This window comes from Jannaschia rubra (assembly GCF_001403735.1).
Lineage (GTDB): Bacteria > Pseudomonadota > Alphaproteobacteria > Rhodobacterales > Rhodobacteraceae > Jannaschia > Jannaschia rubra.
Genome location: NZ_CXPG01000011.1, coordinates 1 through 13,867, shown reverse-complemented (window position 1 = coordinate 13,867; position 13,867 = coordinate 1). Strand labels below are relative to the sequence as shown.

The 13,867-nt window shown below is 67.3% G+C and carries 20 protein-coding genes, 2 tRNA genes and 2 pseudogenes; 10 read left to right on the top strand and 14 right to left on the bottom strand.

The window, feature by feature from the left end; translation table 11 throughout:
* Positions 1–33 precede the first annotated feature (33 nt).
* From iolB to JAN5088_RS19170, 3 genes are all read left to right on the top strand, one after another.
* On the top strand, positions 34–843 hold the full coding sequence (gene iolB, locus JAN5088_RS02250; protein ID WP_055681191.1) for a 5-deoxy-glucuronate isomerase: 810 nt from the start codon (positions 34–36) through the stop codon (positions 841–843).
* Positions 844–1,309: 466 nt separating this feature from the next.
* Positions 1,310–1,465: a hypothetical protein gene (locus tag JAN5088_RS18825; protein ID WP_158448461.1), complete on the top strand. Its 156-nt coding sequence runs from the start codon at positions 1,310–1,312 to the stop codon at positions 1,463–1,465.
* A gap of 113 nt (positions 1,466–1,578) precedes the next feature.
* Complete coding sequence (locus JAN5088_RS19170; protein WP_158448460.1) at positions 1,579–1,743, top strand: hypothetical protein; 165 nt, start codon at positions 1,579–1,581, stop codon at positions 1,741–1,743.
* A gap of 119 nt (positions 1,744–1,862) precedes the next feature.
* Here JAN5088_RS19170 and JAN5088_RS19165 read toward each other — a convergent pair whose 3' ends face one another.
* Positions 1,863–2,297, bottom strand: coding sequence for a hypothetical protein (locus tag JAN5088_RS19165; protein WP_233489698.1), 435 nt, complete (start codon positions 2,295–2,297; stop codon positions 1,863–1,865).
* Positions 2,298–2,558: 261 nt separating this feature from the next.
* On the opposite strand from JAN5088_RS19165, the gene JAN5088_RS19160 reads away from it, so the two are divergent.
* From JAN5088_RS19160 to JAN5088_RS02230, 5 genes and pseudogenes are all read left to right on the top strand, one after another.
* Entirely contained in the window at positions 2,559–3,074 is a 516-nt protein-coding gene (locus JAN5088_RS19160) for an ABC transporter permease (protein ID WP_233489697.1), read from the top strand.
* A 208-nt stretch (positions 3,075–3,282) separates the two neighbouring features.
* Positions 3,283–3,720: pseudogene (locus JAN5088_RS19155) on the top strand (ATP-binding cassette domain-containing protein); the annotation flags it as partial.
* Between the two features lie 6 nt (positions 3,721–3,726).
* Positions 3,727–3,966, top strand: coding sequence for a hypothetical protein (locus tag JAN5088_RS19150; RefSeq protein ID WP_233489704.1), 240 nt, complete (start codon positions 3,727–3,729; stop codon positions 3,964–3,966).
* Positions 3,941–4,345, top strand: coding sequence for a P-loop NTPase family protein (locus JAN5088_RS19145; protein WP_233489696.1), 405 nt, complete (start codon positions 3,941–3,943; stop codon positions 4,343–4,345). Before JAN5088_RS19150 ends, JAN5088_RS19145 begins: the two co-directional genes overlap by 26 nt.
* Positions 4,342–5,076 carry an inositol monophosphatase family protein gene (locus tag JAN5088_RS02230; protein WP_074962640.1) on the top strand — a complete coding sequence of 245 codons (735 nt, stop codon included), beginning with the start codon at positions 4,342–4,344 and terminating at the stop codon, positions 5,074–5,076. The genes JAN5088_RS19145 and JAN5088_RS02230 overlap by 4 nt, the downstream gene beginning before the upstream one ends.
* A 276-nt stretch (positions 5,077–5,352) precedes the next feature.
* Here the strand turns inward: JAN5088_RS02230 and JAN5088_RS02225 are convergent.
* The 12 genes from JAN5088_RS02225 to JAN5088_RS19020 all read right to left on the bottom strand — a co-directional run bounded on the left by JAN5088_RS02225 (position 5,353) and on the right by JAN5088_RS19020 (position 12,325).
* Positions 5,353–5,427 (bottom strand) — tRNA-Phe (locus tag JAN5088_RS02225).
* A 99-nt stretch (positions 5,428–5,526) separates the two neighbouring features.
* On the bottom strand, positions 5,527–5,718 hold the full coding sequence (locus tag JAN5088_RS02220) for a DNA gyrase inhibitor YacG (protein WP_055681188.1): 192 nt from the start codon (positions 5,716–5,718) through the stop codon (positions 5,527–5,529).
* Positions 5,715–6,719: a ribonuclease E/G gene (locus JAN5088_RS02215; RefSeq protein WP_055681187.1), complete on the bottom strand. Its 1,005-nt coding sequence runs from the start codon at positions 6,717–6,719 to the stop codon at positions 5,715–5,717. The genes JAN5088_RS02220 and JAN5088_RS02215 overlap by 4 nt, the downstream gene beginning before the upstream one ends.
* The gene (locus JAN5088_RS02210; RefSeq protein WP_055681186.1) at positions 6,716–7,282 is read right to left on the bottom strand and encodes a Maf family protein; all 567 of its coding nucleotides are present in this window, start codon (positions 7,280–7,282) and stop codon (positions 6,716–6,718) included. Before JAN5088_RS02210 ends, JAN5088_RS02215 begins: the two co-directional genes overlap by 4 nt.
* Entirely contained in the window at positions 7,283–7,501 is a 219-nt protein-coding gene (gene infA / locus JAN5088_RS02205; protein WP_055681185.1) for a translation initiation factor IF-1, read from the bottom strand.
* Positions 7,502–7,597: 96 nt separating this feature from the next.
* On the bottom strand, positions 7,598–7,978 hold the full coding sequence (locus tag JAN5088_RS02200) for an arsenate-mycothiol transferase ArsC (protein WP_233489701.1): 381 nt from the start codon (positions 7,976–7,978) through the stop codon (positions 7,598–7,600).
* 63 nt (positions 7,979–8,041) lie between these two features.
* Positions 8,042–8,512 (bottom strand): UPF0262 family protein, encoded by a 471-nt coding sequence (locus JAN5088_RS02195; RefSeq protein ID WP_055681183.1) that lies wholly within the window; start codon positions 8,510–8,512, stop codon positions 8,042–8,044.
* 58 nt (positions 8,513–8,570) lie between these two features.
* Positions 8,571–9,872, bottom strand: coding sequence for a histidinol dehydrogenase (gene hisD, locus JAN5088_RS02190; RefSeq protein WP_055681182.1), 1,302 nt, complete (start codon positions 9,870–9,872; stop codon positions 8,571–8,573).
* 31 nt (positions 9,873–9,903) lie between these two features.
* A complete protein-coding gene (locus tag JAN5088_RS02185) occupies positions 9,904–10,425 on the bottom strand; it encodes a GNAT family N-acetyltransferase (protein WP_055681181.1) in 522 nt (173 codons plus the stop codon).
* Positions 10,422–10,907: a DUF2948 family protein gene (locus JAN5088_RS02180; protein ID WP_055681180.1), complete on the bottom strand. Its 486-nt coding sequence runs from the start codon at positions 10,905–10,907 to the stop codon at positions 10,422–10,424. The genes JAN5088_RS02185 and JAN5088_RS02180 overlap by 4 nt, the downstream gene beginning before the upstream one ends.
* A complete protein-coding gene (murA, locus tag JAN5088_RS02175) occupies positions 10,900–12,174 on the bottom strand; it encodes a UDP-N-acetylglucosamine 1-carboxyvinyltransferase (protein WP_055681179.1) in 1,275 nt (424 codons plus the stop codon). The genes JAN5088_RS02180 and murA overlap by 8 nt, the downstream gene beginning before the upstream one ends.
* A complete protein-coding gene (locus JAN5088_RS19020; protein WP_177220074.1) occupies positions 12,167–12,325 on the bottom strand; it encodes a hypothetical protein in 159 nt (52 codons plus the stop codon). The genes murA and JAN5088_RS19020 overlap by 8 nt, the downstream gene beginning before the upstream one ends.
* 113 nt (positions 12,326–12,438) lie before the next feature.
* Between JAN5088_RS19020 and JAN5088_RS02170 the strand changes: the two genes are divergently transcribed.
* A tRNA-Thr gene (locus JAN5088_RS02170) sits at positions 12,439–12,513 on the top strand.
* 54 nt (positions 12,514–12,567) lie between these two features.
* On the opposite strand, the gene JAN5088_RS02165 is transcribed toward JAN5088_RS02170, so the two are convergent.
* Complete coding sequence (locus JAN5088_RS02165) at positions 12,568–12,975, bottom strand: hypothetical protein (RefSeq protein WP_055681178.1); 408 nt, start codon at positions 12,973–12,975, stop codon at positions 12,568–12,570.
* Between the two features lie 491 nt (positions 12,976–13,466).
* On the opposite strand from JAN5088_RS02165, the pseudogene JAN5088_RS18110 reads away from it, so the two are divergent.
* Positions 13,467–13,867: pseudogene (locus tag JAN5088_RS18110) on the top strand (transposase); the annotation flags it as partial.

Genomic DNA, 13,867 nt, shown 5'->3' with positions numbered 1-13,867 from the left:
TCCCGGCGGCCGTCGCCCGAGAAGGACGCGCACATGACCCGACTTCTGCACCGCCCCACCGCTGACCACGGCAAGGTTCATGACATCACCCCCCAGGATGCCGGCTGGACCTACGTCGGCTTCTCGCTCTACCGCCTCCGCGCCGGAGAGGAGGCGATCGAGGCGACGGGCGACCGCGAGGTGATCATCGTGATGGTCGAGGGGAAGGCCCGGCTTACCGGGGCTGATCGCGACTGGGGCGTGCTGGGCGACCGGATGGACGTGTTCGAGAAGACGCCGCCGCACTGCCTCTACCTGCCCGGCGGCACCGATTGGCGCGCGGTGGCCGTAACCGACTGCACCATCGCGGTCTGCACCGCGCCCGGCAGGTCGGGGCACGCCGCGCGGCGCATCGGGCCCGAGGGCATCACCTTGACCGAGCGGGGTCGCGGCACCAATACGCGCCACATCAACAACATCGCCATGGAAGCCGAGGACTATGCGGACTCCCTGCTGGTGACCGAAGTGTTCACCCCAGCGGGCCATTGGTCGTCATTCCCGAGCCACCGCCACGACGAAGACGATTTCCCCCGGATCACCCTGCTGGAGGAAACCTACTATCACCGCCTGAACCCGGCGAACGGCTTTGCCGTCCAGCGGGTCTATACCGACGACCGCAGCCTGGACGAAACCATGGCCGTCTCGGACGGCGATGTCGTCTGCGTGCCGCGCGGCCACCATCCCTGCGGCGCGCCCTATGGGTTCGAACTGTATTACCTGAACGTCATGGCAGGTCCGCTCCGCAAATGGCGCTTCATCGCCGCGCCGGAGGTCGAATGGATCATGGATCGCGACGCGACCTGATCCCGTCGCTGGGTCATTGACGGCTTTCCATCGAGAGCCAAGGCTACCCGGCCGGAGGTCCGACCCTCGCACGGGGTGGGACGCGATCAAAGAGAGGGGCGACAATGAAACGGATGATCCCCGTTCTGGCAGGCGGCATGGAGGCCCTGATGGGAAATGCCGCGACGAAGGCCGAACTGAACCTGGTCTGCTCGGCCGACGTGGTGATCTGCTAGACACTGACACGCACCTTCGAGGGCGATCACGACAGCGACGTGAACATGGTCCGGATGTCGTCTGGCGAGACCTACGCCAGGATCCGGGCAGAGGGGCGCAACCCTCAAACCGACACTTGCCGGGGCGGCACGGGCGACCCGTACCTGCATGCGGCGCAGGACGACGGTCTGACAGCCGAATACCAGTTGCCCGTGCGGGATCAGTTGCAGCCGTGGGAGGTGAGCCAGGCCGAAGCGCGGGCAACCGGACTGTGGACGTCTATTCCGATGCGCTCGAATGGGGCTACGACACCGAGATCTTCGCCGAAAAGGGGATCGGGGGGCCGAAATGCTGGGCCGATCTTCTCGAAGCGGCCCTTCAGAAAGAAATCCCGGACATGGACCCGACTTCGACGACATCAAACTGATCGACTACGATTTCGCGGAATACGGCTCGACCGAGCATCGCAGCGAACTTATGGACCGATGGGGACGAGATGTCGGCGGCGTCGGCAAGTGATCGGTCGGCCGAGGGCCGGACATGATCCGTGACAACCGACGTCTGGACGTCCTGTTCCTTGCGTCCCTGACCTCCTTCGCGGTCCTGCCGTCTTACCGCGTCCGAAGCGGTTCCTTCGGTCTGGCCCGGCTCGCCGAATTGGCGGGGTGCAGGCTGGCCCGGATCGGGGCGGCGAGCCTTCTCTGATTGATCGCGCAAGGGCCCTCCATCGGTCCGCGCGACTGGAGCCGGGGCGCGCTGAAGGGCGACGCTTACGTCCTCGGCTCCATCGGGTTTCTGGTCCTGCGCGAGGGAACCTTCGTCCTCTACCCGATCCTGCCGACGTTCGCCGGCGCGTTCCAGAAATTTGACGGCTCCTTCACAGCGACCGGGATCGCCCGCAATACCGGCGATCCGCAGATCTGAAGCCTCCGGTGCCTGACCGCTTCGGGCAGTTGCGGCGTCACCTGGCGCACCTTGTTCCCTGCGGTCTGCACGGCCACCGGAACGACGCTCATTGGCCTCGCGTTCGCGCTAATGACGACGCGCACGAACGCTTTGTTCAAGAAGGCGCTGCGTCTCCTGACGGTGCTGCCCATCATCACACCGCCCTTCGGGATCGGTCTCGCGCTCACGCCGATGCCGGGATAGGCGGGGTTCGTCACGACCTTCATCCGGGAGCGGACGTTCCGCCGCGCCTCAACGCCGCCGATGGCTTCGGGCCTCGCCAATGCGTTCCTGATCGGCTTCATTGAATCCATGGCCGATTTCGGCAACCCCCTGTTTTCGGCGGCTCGGACGGCGTGTTCTCGACCGAGATTTTTTCGCCTTCGTCAGTGCACAGCGCGACACGGTCCGCGCTGCCGTTCTTGCGACGGTCCTGCTTGGCTTCACCCCTTTCCGCCTTCCCCGCGCAGCGGCTCTGGCTCGGGCGGCGCAACTTTGCGACCGTATCCGGCAACGGCGCCGGCGGCGTCCGCCGCGCGTGGCGCCGATGGCCCTATGGTCGGCGGTCGCGCTTGTTGTCTACGCTGATCCTGTTCGGAAGCATCGTGCGCGTCTGGGGCTTCGACCACAGCCTGACGCTCGACCACTACGGCCGCGACTTCGCGATCTCCTTCTCGGACGGCATCGCCTGGAACAGGTTCTGGACCGGGATAGAGATCGCGGCACCCTTGACGGCGGCCGTGGGCATGCTGACCGCCTGGCTGATCGTGCGGAAACGCTTTCCGGGCCGTGACATCCTTGAGTTCGTCCGGATGCTGAGCTTCGCACTCCCCGGCATGGTCATCGGTATAAGCTGCATCATTGCGGTCAACCTGCCGCCCATCCAGATGACAGACACGGCCACGATTCTGGTCTTCTGCTTCATCTTCAGCAACACGCCGGTCGGTGTGCGCGGCGGCGTCGGGGCAACTTCGCAACTCGACGGATCGCTCGATGAGGCGTCGCTCTCGCTGGGGGCATCCTCGTGGCGCGCGCTGCGCCGGATGATCCTGCCGCTGCTTCGCCCTGCCGTCCTGGCCACCCTGATCTAATCCCTCGTCCGGGCGATCAACTCGATTTCCGCGGTGATCTTGCTGGTCTCGGCCAAGTACAACCAAACGACTGCCTATTCCCAGGTCTTCATCCTAGTGATGATCACGCTGATCGCCGGGTTCCAGCTCCCCGTGGGCCGCCGGCTGCTGCGACGAGGGAGGACGGCGCGCGCTGGGCCGCGGCGCGCAGGGCCAAGGGGGCTCCGGCATGGCCGACAGAAGCCGCGGCGCGGTCGCGTTCTGGCATGTCCGCAGGGATTTCGGCGCCTTCACCACGATACCGGACCTGTCGTCGTCGATCGAGCCGGGCAAACTGGTGACGCTTCTGGACCCTTCCAGCTGCGGCAAGACGACGACGCTGCGGATGCTGGCGGGACTAGAAAGCACGACCTCCGGCCGCATCCTGATCGGCAGAGAGGGTGTGACCCGTCTGCCGGCCGAGCGCCGCGACGTGTCGATAGTCTTTCAGAGCTACGCGCTTTTTACTGCATATGAGCGTCACGAAGAACCTGGCCGATGATCTCGAACAAGGCCGCATGAAACCGCGCGAGGCGCGGGCCACTGCCGGAAAGGGGCTGAACCCCGTCGGTCTCGACGACATTGGTGACTGCCTGCACCCGAACTTTCCGGCGGACAGCAGCAACGCGTCGCGGTGGCCCGCGCGCTGACGCTGGAGCCCCAGATGGTGGTGCTCGACAGGCCGCTGTCGAACCTTGATGCCCGCCTGCGTGGCCGAATACGGACCGAGATCCGCAACCTGCCGCAGCGGCTGGGCTTCACGGCCGTCTACGTCACCCACGACCAGAAGAAGGCGCTGGTGGTCTCCGACCGGATCGTCGTGATGCGAGAAAGCCGGGTCCGGGCAGGTGGGTGCACTGCGCAACCTCTATGACGCGCCCGCACCGGAGTTCATCGTCGACTTCATCAGCAAGGCGAACCTGATCCCCTGCGACAAGGAACGCGTCGAAGTGGGCACCGCGACGATCCGGGTCGGGGGCCTGCGCCATCCCGTGCCCGCACGAGGCGTCACGGCCTGTCCGGCGAAGCTGGCGGTGCGGGCAGACGCCATCGCGCTCACGCCCGGCGAAGAACCACTACGGCGACGCGTCCAGTCATCGGCCTATCTCGCCGACCATGTGGCATACGGAGTCGCTGAACCCATCGACCGGCTGTACGCGATCAACAGCGACGCGCCACTCAACGTCGGAACCGTGGTCGCCCTGGCATTCCGGTCTCGCGGGCTGGCCGTCATTCAGGAGGGCATCGGATGAGCCTCGTCGACTGCCTGAGCGAGGCAGAGGACATCGCCCGCCGCGCCGGTACGCTGGCGCTCCACTGTTTGGGGCGCTGCGGCGACTTCAACATCGAAGCCAAGCTCAGCCGGCAGGACATGGTGTCCGAAGCCAACCGGGAAGTCGAGACGCTGATCCGCAAAGCGCTTGCCCGGGTCTTTCACGCCGACGCGCAACTGGGCGAGGAGCACGGCCTCAGGCCGGGCACCTCCGGCCTGATCTGGGTGATCGACCCCATCGACGGAACCGCGCCGTTCCTGGCCGGCCAGCCGGCTTGGTGCATCTCCATCGGCCTGCTGGATGCGAAGGGTCCGGTCATCGGTGTCATCCGTGCCCCCATCGTGAACGAGATGTTCGTCGCCAGACGCGGCCACTGCGCCACCCTGAACGGCAAGCGGATCCGGATCGACGCGGAAGCGCTCGATCTCCGATCCGGCCTGCTTGACGTGGACGCCAGGGATCGCGCCCCGTCGGAGAAGGTCGGGCGGATGATGGCCGATCCGATGGACGCAGGAGCGAGCTGGGTCCGCTACGCGTCGGGCGCCCTGATGCTGGCTTGGTTCACCGTCGGCCGCCTGCTTGGATACGCCGAACCGAGGATGAGTGCGTGGGGCTGCATCGCCGGTTACTGCCTGATCGATGGACGCCGCGGGAGGCCGCACCCTCAGGTTACCGACCGACCCAGGCCTGACCCGCCCCGCCCCCGTTAATGGGGGTTAAGGCCGGTACCTACAAAGACGTTCTTCGCCCGACCCGCCTCGACGACTGGACCTATGGGGAACTGCCGGGGCGGAAGACCCTGACGGATCGTGATCCGCCGCGGACAATGCAGGGAACGGCCCGCTGCCACACGTCCCCCGGACTCATCTACCGACACCGCTCCCGGGAATCCGCGCAAATGGTCAAAAAATCTCAGAGATCGCTTCAGCACCTCAAAACCTGCAAAGACAAGGTGAAGCCCCGAGGTCGCCGCGCTTAGGGAAAAGTGGTGCCCGGGGGCGGAATCGAACCACCGACACGAGGATTTTCAATCCACTGCTCTACCCCTGAGCTACCCAGGCACTGGTTTTCCCACGGCGCTTTCCGTCGGAAGCGGAGGATTTCTCCGCGGGGTCCGCACCGTCTAGGACAGGCTCAAAACGCTGTCCAGACGAAAATCGTCAGTTCGGGCGGGACTTGGGCTCCGGTCCCGGATTCGCGGCATCCAGCGCTTCGTCCACGTCGTCCGGGTCGGCGGACGGGACGGAATAGGCGCCGGTCAGCCACTTGCCCAGATCGACGTCGGCGCAGCGGCGCGAACAGAACGGTCGGTATTTCGGATCGGTCGGCTTGTCGCAAATCGGGCAGGTCACAGCACCTCCTCCAACGGTCGTCTCTCGCGGCGTCGGGTCAACTCGAAATGGCCCAGCGGGGTCCATCCGATCAGGCTCGTCTCGATCGGGTCGGCCTTGAAGGCCGCGCGCAGCGCGCTCTCCACGGCCTTGCGGTCCTTCTTGGGCATGGGCGCGAGGTCGAGCACGATCTGCCCGCCAAGACCGCGCAGGCGCAACTGCCGCGGCAGTTCCTTCGCAGCAGCCAGATTGGCCTTCAGGCCCCCCGCCCCGCCTTCGGGCGTGTTCACGTCGACGGCGACCAGCGCGCGCGTGGGTTCGATGGACAGCGTTACCTGCCCCAGCCGCACCTCGGGCGAGCGCAGGGCATCCATCTGGTCGGCGACGGCATCCCAATCCTCCGAGACCTCGGCGGCGGGCCAGTCACGCCAGGCGAGCGTATGGGCGTCCGGCCCGTCCAGAAGGCGTTCGGCCTTGGTGTCGGCGTCCCCCAGCACCTGCATCGCGGTGGCCCAGGTCGCGGTCAGGTCGTCGGTCAGCGTGCCTTCGTCCGCGCCCTCGGCCGCAGTCCGCAGGATGATTCCGTGACCCTGGCGGTCGGGCACCGCGTCGTTGGCGATCTCCAGCAAGCGGTCGCGCTCCGCTTCGTCAGTCAGGCTGCGCGCGACGTTCAGACCGGGCGCGCCGGGGGTGACGATGCAATAGCGCGACTTGAACAGCACGCGGTCGCTCACTGGGATCGCCTTCCCCGGCTCGGCATGGCCAGTGACCTGCACAAGAAGCACCTGCCCCGGAGCGAGGCCCTTGGCCCCCCGGTGCCAGCCGGTCAGACCGTCGCCCAGCCGCAGGAACATGCCGCCCTGCCCCTTGACGGGCCGGTCGCAGACGGCGCGGAACACGGTGCCCGGCACGGGCCTGTCGTCGGCCCCGTCGATCAGCAGGTCGGACAGGCGGCCATCGACCATCCTCGCGGCGGCGGTGCGGCCGTGGTGGTGACCCAGAACGATCTGCTCGCCCTTCATCGCCAGACCTCCACGCCCGCGGCCTGCAACAGGTTCGCCGTCTCGTGCAGCGGAAGGCCCATGACGCCGGTGAAGCTGCCCTCGATCCAGGGGATCAAGGTGCCCGCCGGACCCTGGATGGCGTAGCCTCCCGCCTTGCCCTGCCAATCGCCGGTGGCGAGGTAGCCGTCGATCTCCGCCTCCGACAGACGCTTGAACTTGACCGAGGTGACGCTGGTGCGCTGCGACGTCCGCTCCCCCCGCCGCACGGCGACGCAGGTGACGACCTTGTGGCGCGTGCCCGACAGCAGGCGCAGGAACCGCGCCGCGTCCGCGGCATCCTGGGGCTTGCCCAGGATGCGCCGACCCAGCCCCACGGTCGTGTCGGCACACAGAACGACGTCGTCAGCGTCGGCCTCGATGGCGGCGATCTTGGCGGCGGTGATCCGCTCGCAATAGATGCGGGGCGTCTCGCGCGGCAGGGGAGTCTCGTCGATGTCGGGGGAACGGACGGCATCGGGCACGACGCCGATCTGCCCCAGCAGCTCCAGCCGACGGGGCGATCCTGATCCGAGGATCAGCACTTACTTGAAGCGATAGTTGATGCGACCCTTGCTCAGGTCATAGGGGGTCATTTCCACCTGCACCTTGTCGCCCGCCAGAACCCGGATGCGGTTCTTGCGCATCTTGCCCGCCGTATGCGCGATGATCTCATGGCCGTTCTCGAGTTCGACCCGGAATGTCGCGTTGGGCAGGAGTTCCTTAACGACGCCGGGGAATTCGAGCATTTCTTCCTTGGCCATGGTCTCTCCTGTGGGGACGCCGCACGCACTGCGACTGGATGGCGCTAGATGGGGCGGATCGGCCAGAAGTTCAAGGGGTGATCTGGCCGTCCGGCGTCAGCCGAACCGCACCTTCAGCCGCTCCGCGATCTGGTCGCGCGTCTGGCGATAGCTGGCCAGCTTTTCCTCCCGGTGCGCGCCGAGACCCGTGGGGTCCATGATCGGCCAGTATTCCACATCGATATGGGCGTGCCGGCCCAGTTCCATCGCGACCCGCTGCGAGGCGGGCGACAGCGCGACGATCAGGTCGAACTGCTCCAGGTCGTCGCCCCATTCGCGCATCTCCTCGAACGACCGCGTCCGATGACGCGACAGCTCCACCCCCAGCTCGCCGCAGACGGCGATAGCGAAGCCGTCGATCTCCAGGTCGTTATGCACCCCGGCGGACTGCACATAGATGGAGTGACCGTGGCGCTGCTTCATCAACCCTTCCGCCATGGGGGACCGGACGGCATTGTGATCGCAGCAGAACAGCACGGACTGCGGGTTTGCGCCCACCCGTCAGGCTCCGAAGTGCAGGACGCAGATAAGTGTGAACAAACGGCGTGAAGTGTCGGCATCGACCTGCGCCTTGCCTTCCAGACGTTCCTGCAGGATGCGCGCGCCTTCGTTGTGGATACCGCGCCGCGCCATGTCGATCGCCTCGATCTGGCTGGCGGGCAGCTTCTTGACGGCGTCGAAATAGGCCTCGCAGATCTGGTAGTAGTCCTTGACCACCTGCCGGAACGGCCCGAGCGACAGGTGAAACTCCCCCGCCTTGCCGTTCTCCGTATCGACATCGAAGACCAGCCTCCGGTCGCGGATCGCCAACTGCACGTCATACGGCCCCTCCGGCGCATTGGCCGCGCAGAGCGCGAAGGAGTTGTCCTCCAGAAGGTCGAAGATGGCGACCGCCCGTTCCTGCTCGATCTCCGGCGTGGGGGTCGGCAGGTTGCGGTCGTCGATGCGGATGCTGGCGATACGTGCGTTCATGTCGCCGGGGATACGACGGCGCCCGTGCCTTTGTCACGACGGAACATTGCCATCCCCTTCATCGGTTCAACCGATCCAGCCGCGCCTGCACCGACAGGCCATGCGCCTCGAGCGACTCGGAGGTGGCCAGCGTCACCGCCGCCGGGCCGATGGCACGCAGGGCGTCGGGGCTCATGCGGGCCAGCGTCGTGCGCTTCATGAAGTCGAGCACCGACAGCCCCGACGAGAACCGCGCCGACCGCGCGGTGGGCAGGACGTGGTTCGGCCCGCCGACGTAGTCGCCCACCGCCTCTGGCGTCCAGGCGCCGAGGAAGATCGCCCCCGCATGGGTGATCTTCGCGGCCAGCGCGTCCGGGTCGGCCACGGCCAGTTCCAGATGCTCGGGCGCGACGCGGTTCGACAGGGCCGCGGCCTCGTCCAGATCGCGCACGACCACGACCGCCCCGAAATCCCGCCAGGACGCGCCCGCGATGGCGCGGCGCTCCAGCGTGACAAGGCGCGTCTCGACCGCCTCCGCCACGGCCCGCCCGAAGGCGGCGTCGTCGGTGATCAGGATCGATTGCGCGCTTTCGTCGTGTTCCGCCTGTGACAGCAGGTCGACCGCGATCCAGTCCGGGTCGTTGTCGGCATCGGCGATCACCAGGATCTCGGACGGGCCCGCGATCATGTCGATGCCGACGCGTCCGAAGACACGGCGTTTGGCCGCGGCGACATAGGCGTTGCCCGGCCCCGTGATCTTGTCCACCGGCGCGATGCTCTCGGTGCCCCAGGCCATCGCCGCGATGGCCTGTGCGCCGCCGATCCGGCAGATCTCGGTCACGCCGGATATCTGCGCCGCCAGCAGGACCAGCGGGTTCAGCACGCCGTCCGGCGTCGGCACGCACATGACCAGCCGCCCGACCCCCGCCACCCGTGCGGGAATGGCGTTCATCAGCACCGACGACGGATAACTCGCCAGCCCGCCCGGCACATAGAGGCCCGCCGCATCCACCGGCCCCCACCGCCAGCCCAGCGTGGCGCCGGCGCCGTCGGTCCAGCTTTCGTCGCGGGGCATCTGGCGTTCGTGATAGGCCCGGATGCGCGCGGCGGCCAGTTCCAACGCGGCGCGTTCGGCGTCGGGCACTCCGGCGGCGGCCTCCGCGATCTCGGATCCGGTCAGGCGGATCGTGTCGGGCGTCAGGTCGAAGCGGTCGAACCGCGCCGTCAACTCGCAGACCGCCGCATCGCCCCGCTCCCGCACGTCCGCGATGATCGCCGCCACGGCATCGTCCACATCGGCCGCATCCTCGCGCTTCATGGTCAGAAGGGCTGCGAACCTCGCGTCGAAGTCCGCGTCGGCGCTGTTGAGGAAATGCGGCATCGGGCCTCCGGGCGGATTGCGTGCCGCCTGCCTAGACGCCCCATGCGACGGCCTCAAGGCTCCGGGCCATCAGGACGTCGTCGCAGGGCACGTCGTCGACCCGGACGGCATCGGCGCGAAAGCCTGTCCTCTGGAACCCGTGGCGCGCATAGAAAGCCAGCGCCCGGCCGTTCCCCGCCGCGACCCAAAGGTCGAGCCACGCGATCCCCCGCGTCCGCGCCTCGGACACCATCGCCTCCATCAGGCGGTCGGCCAGGCCCCTGCCCCGCCATTCGGGCAGGATGTGGAACGGCCCGACCTCGGCGCGGTGCCGGACGGCGCGCGGGCCACCGGGGTTCAGGCCCGCGACCCCCACCAGACGGTCGCCATCGAACAGGCCGTGCAGCAGGCTCCGTTCGATCCGGGCGTGAATGTCATCGGGCGTCAGGGCGAGCAGTTCGTCCTCGGTCGACAGGAACGCATCCGGCAGTTCCCGCACGCCTGCGAGCATCAGCGCAAGCCACGCCCGCCCGTCCTCCGCACCCAACCGTCGAAGGACCGGCGCCGCGTTCATTCCGGGTGGCGCGGCGTCCGTCCCGAAGGGGCGCCGTAAGCCCGCGTCACGTCGCGCAGCGTCACGTCGAGGCAATCGCAGGCCACCTCGACCACCCCGTCGCCCGCGAAGGTCAGGCGCAGCACGCCCTCGGCATCCGCTCCCGCCTCCCATTCGACGGTCAGCAGCGACAGCACCGTATCCGCGTCGCCCGGCAAGATGCCCTGACCCCGCACCGACGACACGTCGCCCGCGGCCAGCACGCTCTGCACCCGCTCGGCCGTACGCGTGCCACCCTCCCACCGGAACCTGTTGAGCAACAGCGCGAAGCGCCGGGACGACTTCCGCCACGTCATTTCCGACGCGGGCAGGACGGCGTCCTGACACAGCGCCGCGATGACCTGCAAATCCTCGGCATCCGTGGCCCAGAGGCGCAGCGGCCGGTCCTCGCCATCCGCGAAACGCGCGTCCTCCGCGCCAGTCCGGTTCGTCGTGTCAGCCATCGTCCTTCACCCGTTCGATATCGGCGCCCACGCCGCGCAGCTTGGCCACGACATGCTCATAGCCGCGGTCCAGATGATAGACACGGCCCACCCGCGTCTCGCCTTCGGCCGCCAGCCCCGCAAGGATCAGGCTGACCGAGGCGCGCAGGTCCGTGGCCATCACCGGCGCCCCCTTCAACCGCTCGACGCCCGTGACGGTTGCATGGCCGCCGTGCACATCGACCTTCGCCCCCATGCGGATCAGTTCGGGGGCGTGCATGAAGCGGTTCTCGAAGATCTTCTCCTCCAGAACGCTGGTTCCCTCCGCCGTGCAGAGCAGCGCCATCATCTGTGCCTGAAGGTCGGTGGGAAAGCCGGGGAACGGCTCCGTCTCGACGTCCACGGCCCGAATGGGGCCGTTCGCCCGCCGCACGGTCAGACCCTCGTCCGACTCGGACACCGACGCACCCGCTTCCTCGATCTTGGCGCAGAACGCCTCCAGCAGGTCGCGGCGTCCGCCCTGCAACGTCACCTCTCCGCCGGCGATCAACGGCGCAAGCATATAGGTGCCGAGCTCGATCCGGTCGGTGACGACGCGGTGCGTGGCGCCGTGCAGGCGGTCGACGCCCTGAACCTCGATCGTGGCGGTCCCCGCTCCCCCGATCTGCGCGCCCATGGCACTCAGGCACCGGGCCAGATCGACGATCTCGGGCTCCTGCGCGGCGTTCTTCAACACCGTCGTCCCGCGCGCCAGCGTCGCCGCCATAAGCGCGTTCTCGGTCGCGCCCACGGATACGAAGGGAAACTCGACGATGCCACCGCGCAGCCCGCCCGAAGGCGCCGTCGCATGGACATATCCGTCGCGCAGTTCCAGCTCCGCGCCCAGAGCCTCCAGCGCGCGCAGGTGCAGGTCGACCGGCCGCGCCCCGATGGCGCATCCCCCGGGCAGCGACACGACCGCATGGCCCAGCCTGGCCAGCAGCGGCCCAAGGACCAGGATCGAGGCGCGCATCTTGCGGACGATGTCGTAATCGGCCCGGTCGCCGTTCAGGTCATGGCTCGACATGGCAAGGACCAGCCCGTCCGACAGCGCCGACACCTCGGCCCCCAGCGATTGCAGCAGCGTCGTCATCGTGCGGATGTCCGACAGGCGCGGCGCATTCGTCAGGGTCAGCGGCTCCTCCGACAGAAGGGTCGCCGGCATGAGGGTCAGGCAGGCGTTCTTGGCCCCGGCGATCGGGATGGTGCCGCAGAGCGGGCCATTGCCGGTGACGATGATGCTATCCATTTTCGGTCTGGTCCTGCCTGTCGCTCTGCCCCTCCGCGGCAGCGTCCTCCTCCTCCGCGCGTTCCCGCTTCTGCGCCTTGCGCCGGGCCATGTTGGCCTTGAGCGCGGCCTTCAGCCGGTCCTCGCGGGTGGGGGTCGCCTTGCCGGGCATCGGGGCTCCTGCTCTCTGGCGCCCCCATAGCGGCTCGGCCGTCCGGGGTCCAGCAATCCCGCCCGATTGGGGGGTTGCAGCGCCGCGAGGTTCGGTCTAATCCGCCCCCGAATGCTGTGGTAGCTCAGTGGTAGAGCACACCCTTGGTAAGGGTGAGGTCGAGAGTTCAATCCTCTCTCACAGCACCATTTCTCCATCTAGGCATGTCAAATCTCCTGGCACCTTATAGGGGAAGGCAGTTTTTATAGTTCCATACCCCTGATTCCGGCAGTATCTCGGAGGCTCTGCGAAGGCCACCCGAAGCACTGCCTGCTCACTGCATGAGTACCATTATTTTCGATATTACAAAGTCTTGAGAGGAATTTGAGCGTTAGTTCCATACAATCCTCCAGCCTTCCCTTGCTCGGCACGTCCTTTGCAGCCTTTTCGGCCAGCATCAGCTTCTGGCGCTCCAGCGTGTCGATGCGCTCTTCAAGCTTCCCGGCGACCGTCCGGTTCTCGATATCAACCAGACGGCCGATCAAGCCAATCAGGGAAAGCGGGAGATCAACCTTCAACGCGTTCCGTGCAGCAGAGCCAATCCGCGGCATCCGGCACATGGCCCGCACGCCGAACTCCTCGCGATGCGCCTGAACAAAGGCGTACTTCATCGGAACTCTCGCGCGAAGTACGCGCTGGGCATCGTCCTCGGACCGATGGCGGACAAGCCTCGCCCTTTTTTCCGGGTACCGCGCTCCTCGATCGCCCGCGCCAGCTCGCGCTTCAGACGCCCGATCCCGGTATCCTTCCCACCATCGCCGGGTGACGTCGTCGCGAACTTCCTTTCCAGGCGGAGGGCGAGTATGGACCTACCCCGAGCCGCCCCGACACCCCGCTGGCCGGGCAACCTCGCTCGGTGATCCGCGCGACCGCATCCCGCTCGAACTCATCGCTGTCACGGCTCGTCCCAATGTCGACCTCCCGACCTCAAAGTCAGGGGGCGAAGCGTCTGCAAATCTTGGGGCACTTCGATCGGCCGTGTCGGATCCTGTCCCGCCGCGTCGTGTGGGTTCTGGTTGAGGTGGTCACCGGCGATGTTCCGGCAGGGTCTGGTTGTTGGCGCCGGCCTGGACCGGAAAGACCACCGACGGCCGTTGACGCGATGGACTTGCGCGACCTTGTCGAGAAGGCCCCGGATGCTGACCTTTTGCGCGAGATGGCCGGCTGTGCAGCCGGGCGCCTGATGGAAAGAAAGGTCGGTGCCGCCACTGGCGCGGCTTATGACCGGAAGGACCCGGCCCGACAGGCGCGGCGCAACGGCTATCGCGACCGGGACCGGGAGGCTCGGTCCGGAACGGTCGGACTGTGCGTTCCGAAGCTTTGGAAGGGCGTGCCCGCGGCACCTTCCCCGGCCTTCTCGAGCCGCGCCGGATGGCCGAGAAGGCGCGGACTGCCGTGATCCGGGAAGCCTGTATCAGGGCATCCCCACGCGCTTCGTCGACGACCTCGCGAAGGCCATGCCCTGCCCGGCAGGCGCGTGTGCGGCATGCTGCCGAAAGGGGG

Excerpts from the sequence above, each read along its gene's own strand:
- iolB (WP_055681191.1), top strand. The coding sequence starts at position 34 with ATGACCCGACTTCTGCACCGCCCCACCGCTGACCACGGCAAGGTTCAT.
- JAN5088_RS19170 (WP_158448460.1), top strand. The coding sequence starts at position 1,579 with ATGATCCGTGACAACCGACGTCTGGACGTCCTGTTCCTTGCGTCCCTG.
- JAN5088_RS19165 (WP_233489698.1), bottom strand. The coding sequence starts at position 2,297 with ATGGATTCAATGAAGCCGATCAGGAACGCATTGGCGAGGCCCGAAGCC.
- JAN5088_RS02230 (WP_074962640.1), top strand. The coding sequence starts at position 4,342 with ATGAGCCTCGTCGACTGCCTGAGCGAGGCAGAGGACATCGCCCGCCGC.
- JAN5088_RS02215 (WP_055681187.1), bottom strand. The coding sequence starts at position 6,719 with ATGAAGGGCGAGCAGATCGTTCTGGGTCACCACCACGGCCGCACCGCC.
- infA (WP_055681185.1), bottom strand. The coding sequence starts at position 7,501 with ATGGCCAAGGAAGAAATGCTCGAATTCCCCGGCGTCGTTAAGGAACTC.
- JAN5088_RS02200 (WP_233489701.1), bottom strand. The coding sequence starts at position 7,978 with ATGGCGGAAGGGTTGATGAAGCAGCGCCACGGTCACTCCATCTATGTG.
- JAN5088_RS02195 (WP_055681183.1), bottom strand. The coding sequence starts at position 8,512 with ATGAACGCACGTATCGCCAGCATCCGCATCGACGACCGCAACCTGCCG.
- hisD (WP_055681182.1), bottom strand. The coding sequence starts at position 9,872 with ATGCCGCATTTCCTCAACAGCGCCGACGCGGACTTCGACGCGAGGTTC.
- JAN5088_RS02185 (WP_055681181.1), bottom strand. The coding sequence starts at position 10,425 with ATGAACGCGGCGCCGGTCCTTCGACGGTTGGGTGCGGAGGACGGGCGG.
- JAN5088_RS02180 (WP_055681180.1), bottom strand. The coding sequence starts at position 10,907 with ATGGCTGACACGACGAACCGGACTGGCGCGGAGGACGCGCGTTTCGCG.
- murA (WP_055681179.1), bottom strand. The coding sequence starts at position 12,174 with ATGGATAGCATCATCGTCACCGGCAATGGCCCGCTCTGCGGCACCATC.
- JAN5088_RS19020 (WP_177220074.1), bottom strand. The coding sequence starts at position 12,325 with ATGCCCGGCAAGGCGACCCCCACCCGCGAGGACCGGCTGAAGGCCGCG.
- JAN5088_RS02165 (WP_055681178.1), bottom strand. The coding sequence starts at position 12,975 with ATGAAGTACGCCTTTGTTCAGGCGCATCGCGAGGAGTTCGGCGTGCGG.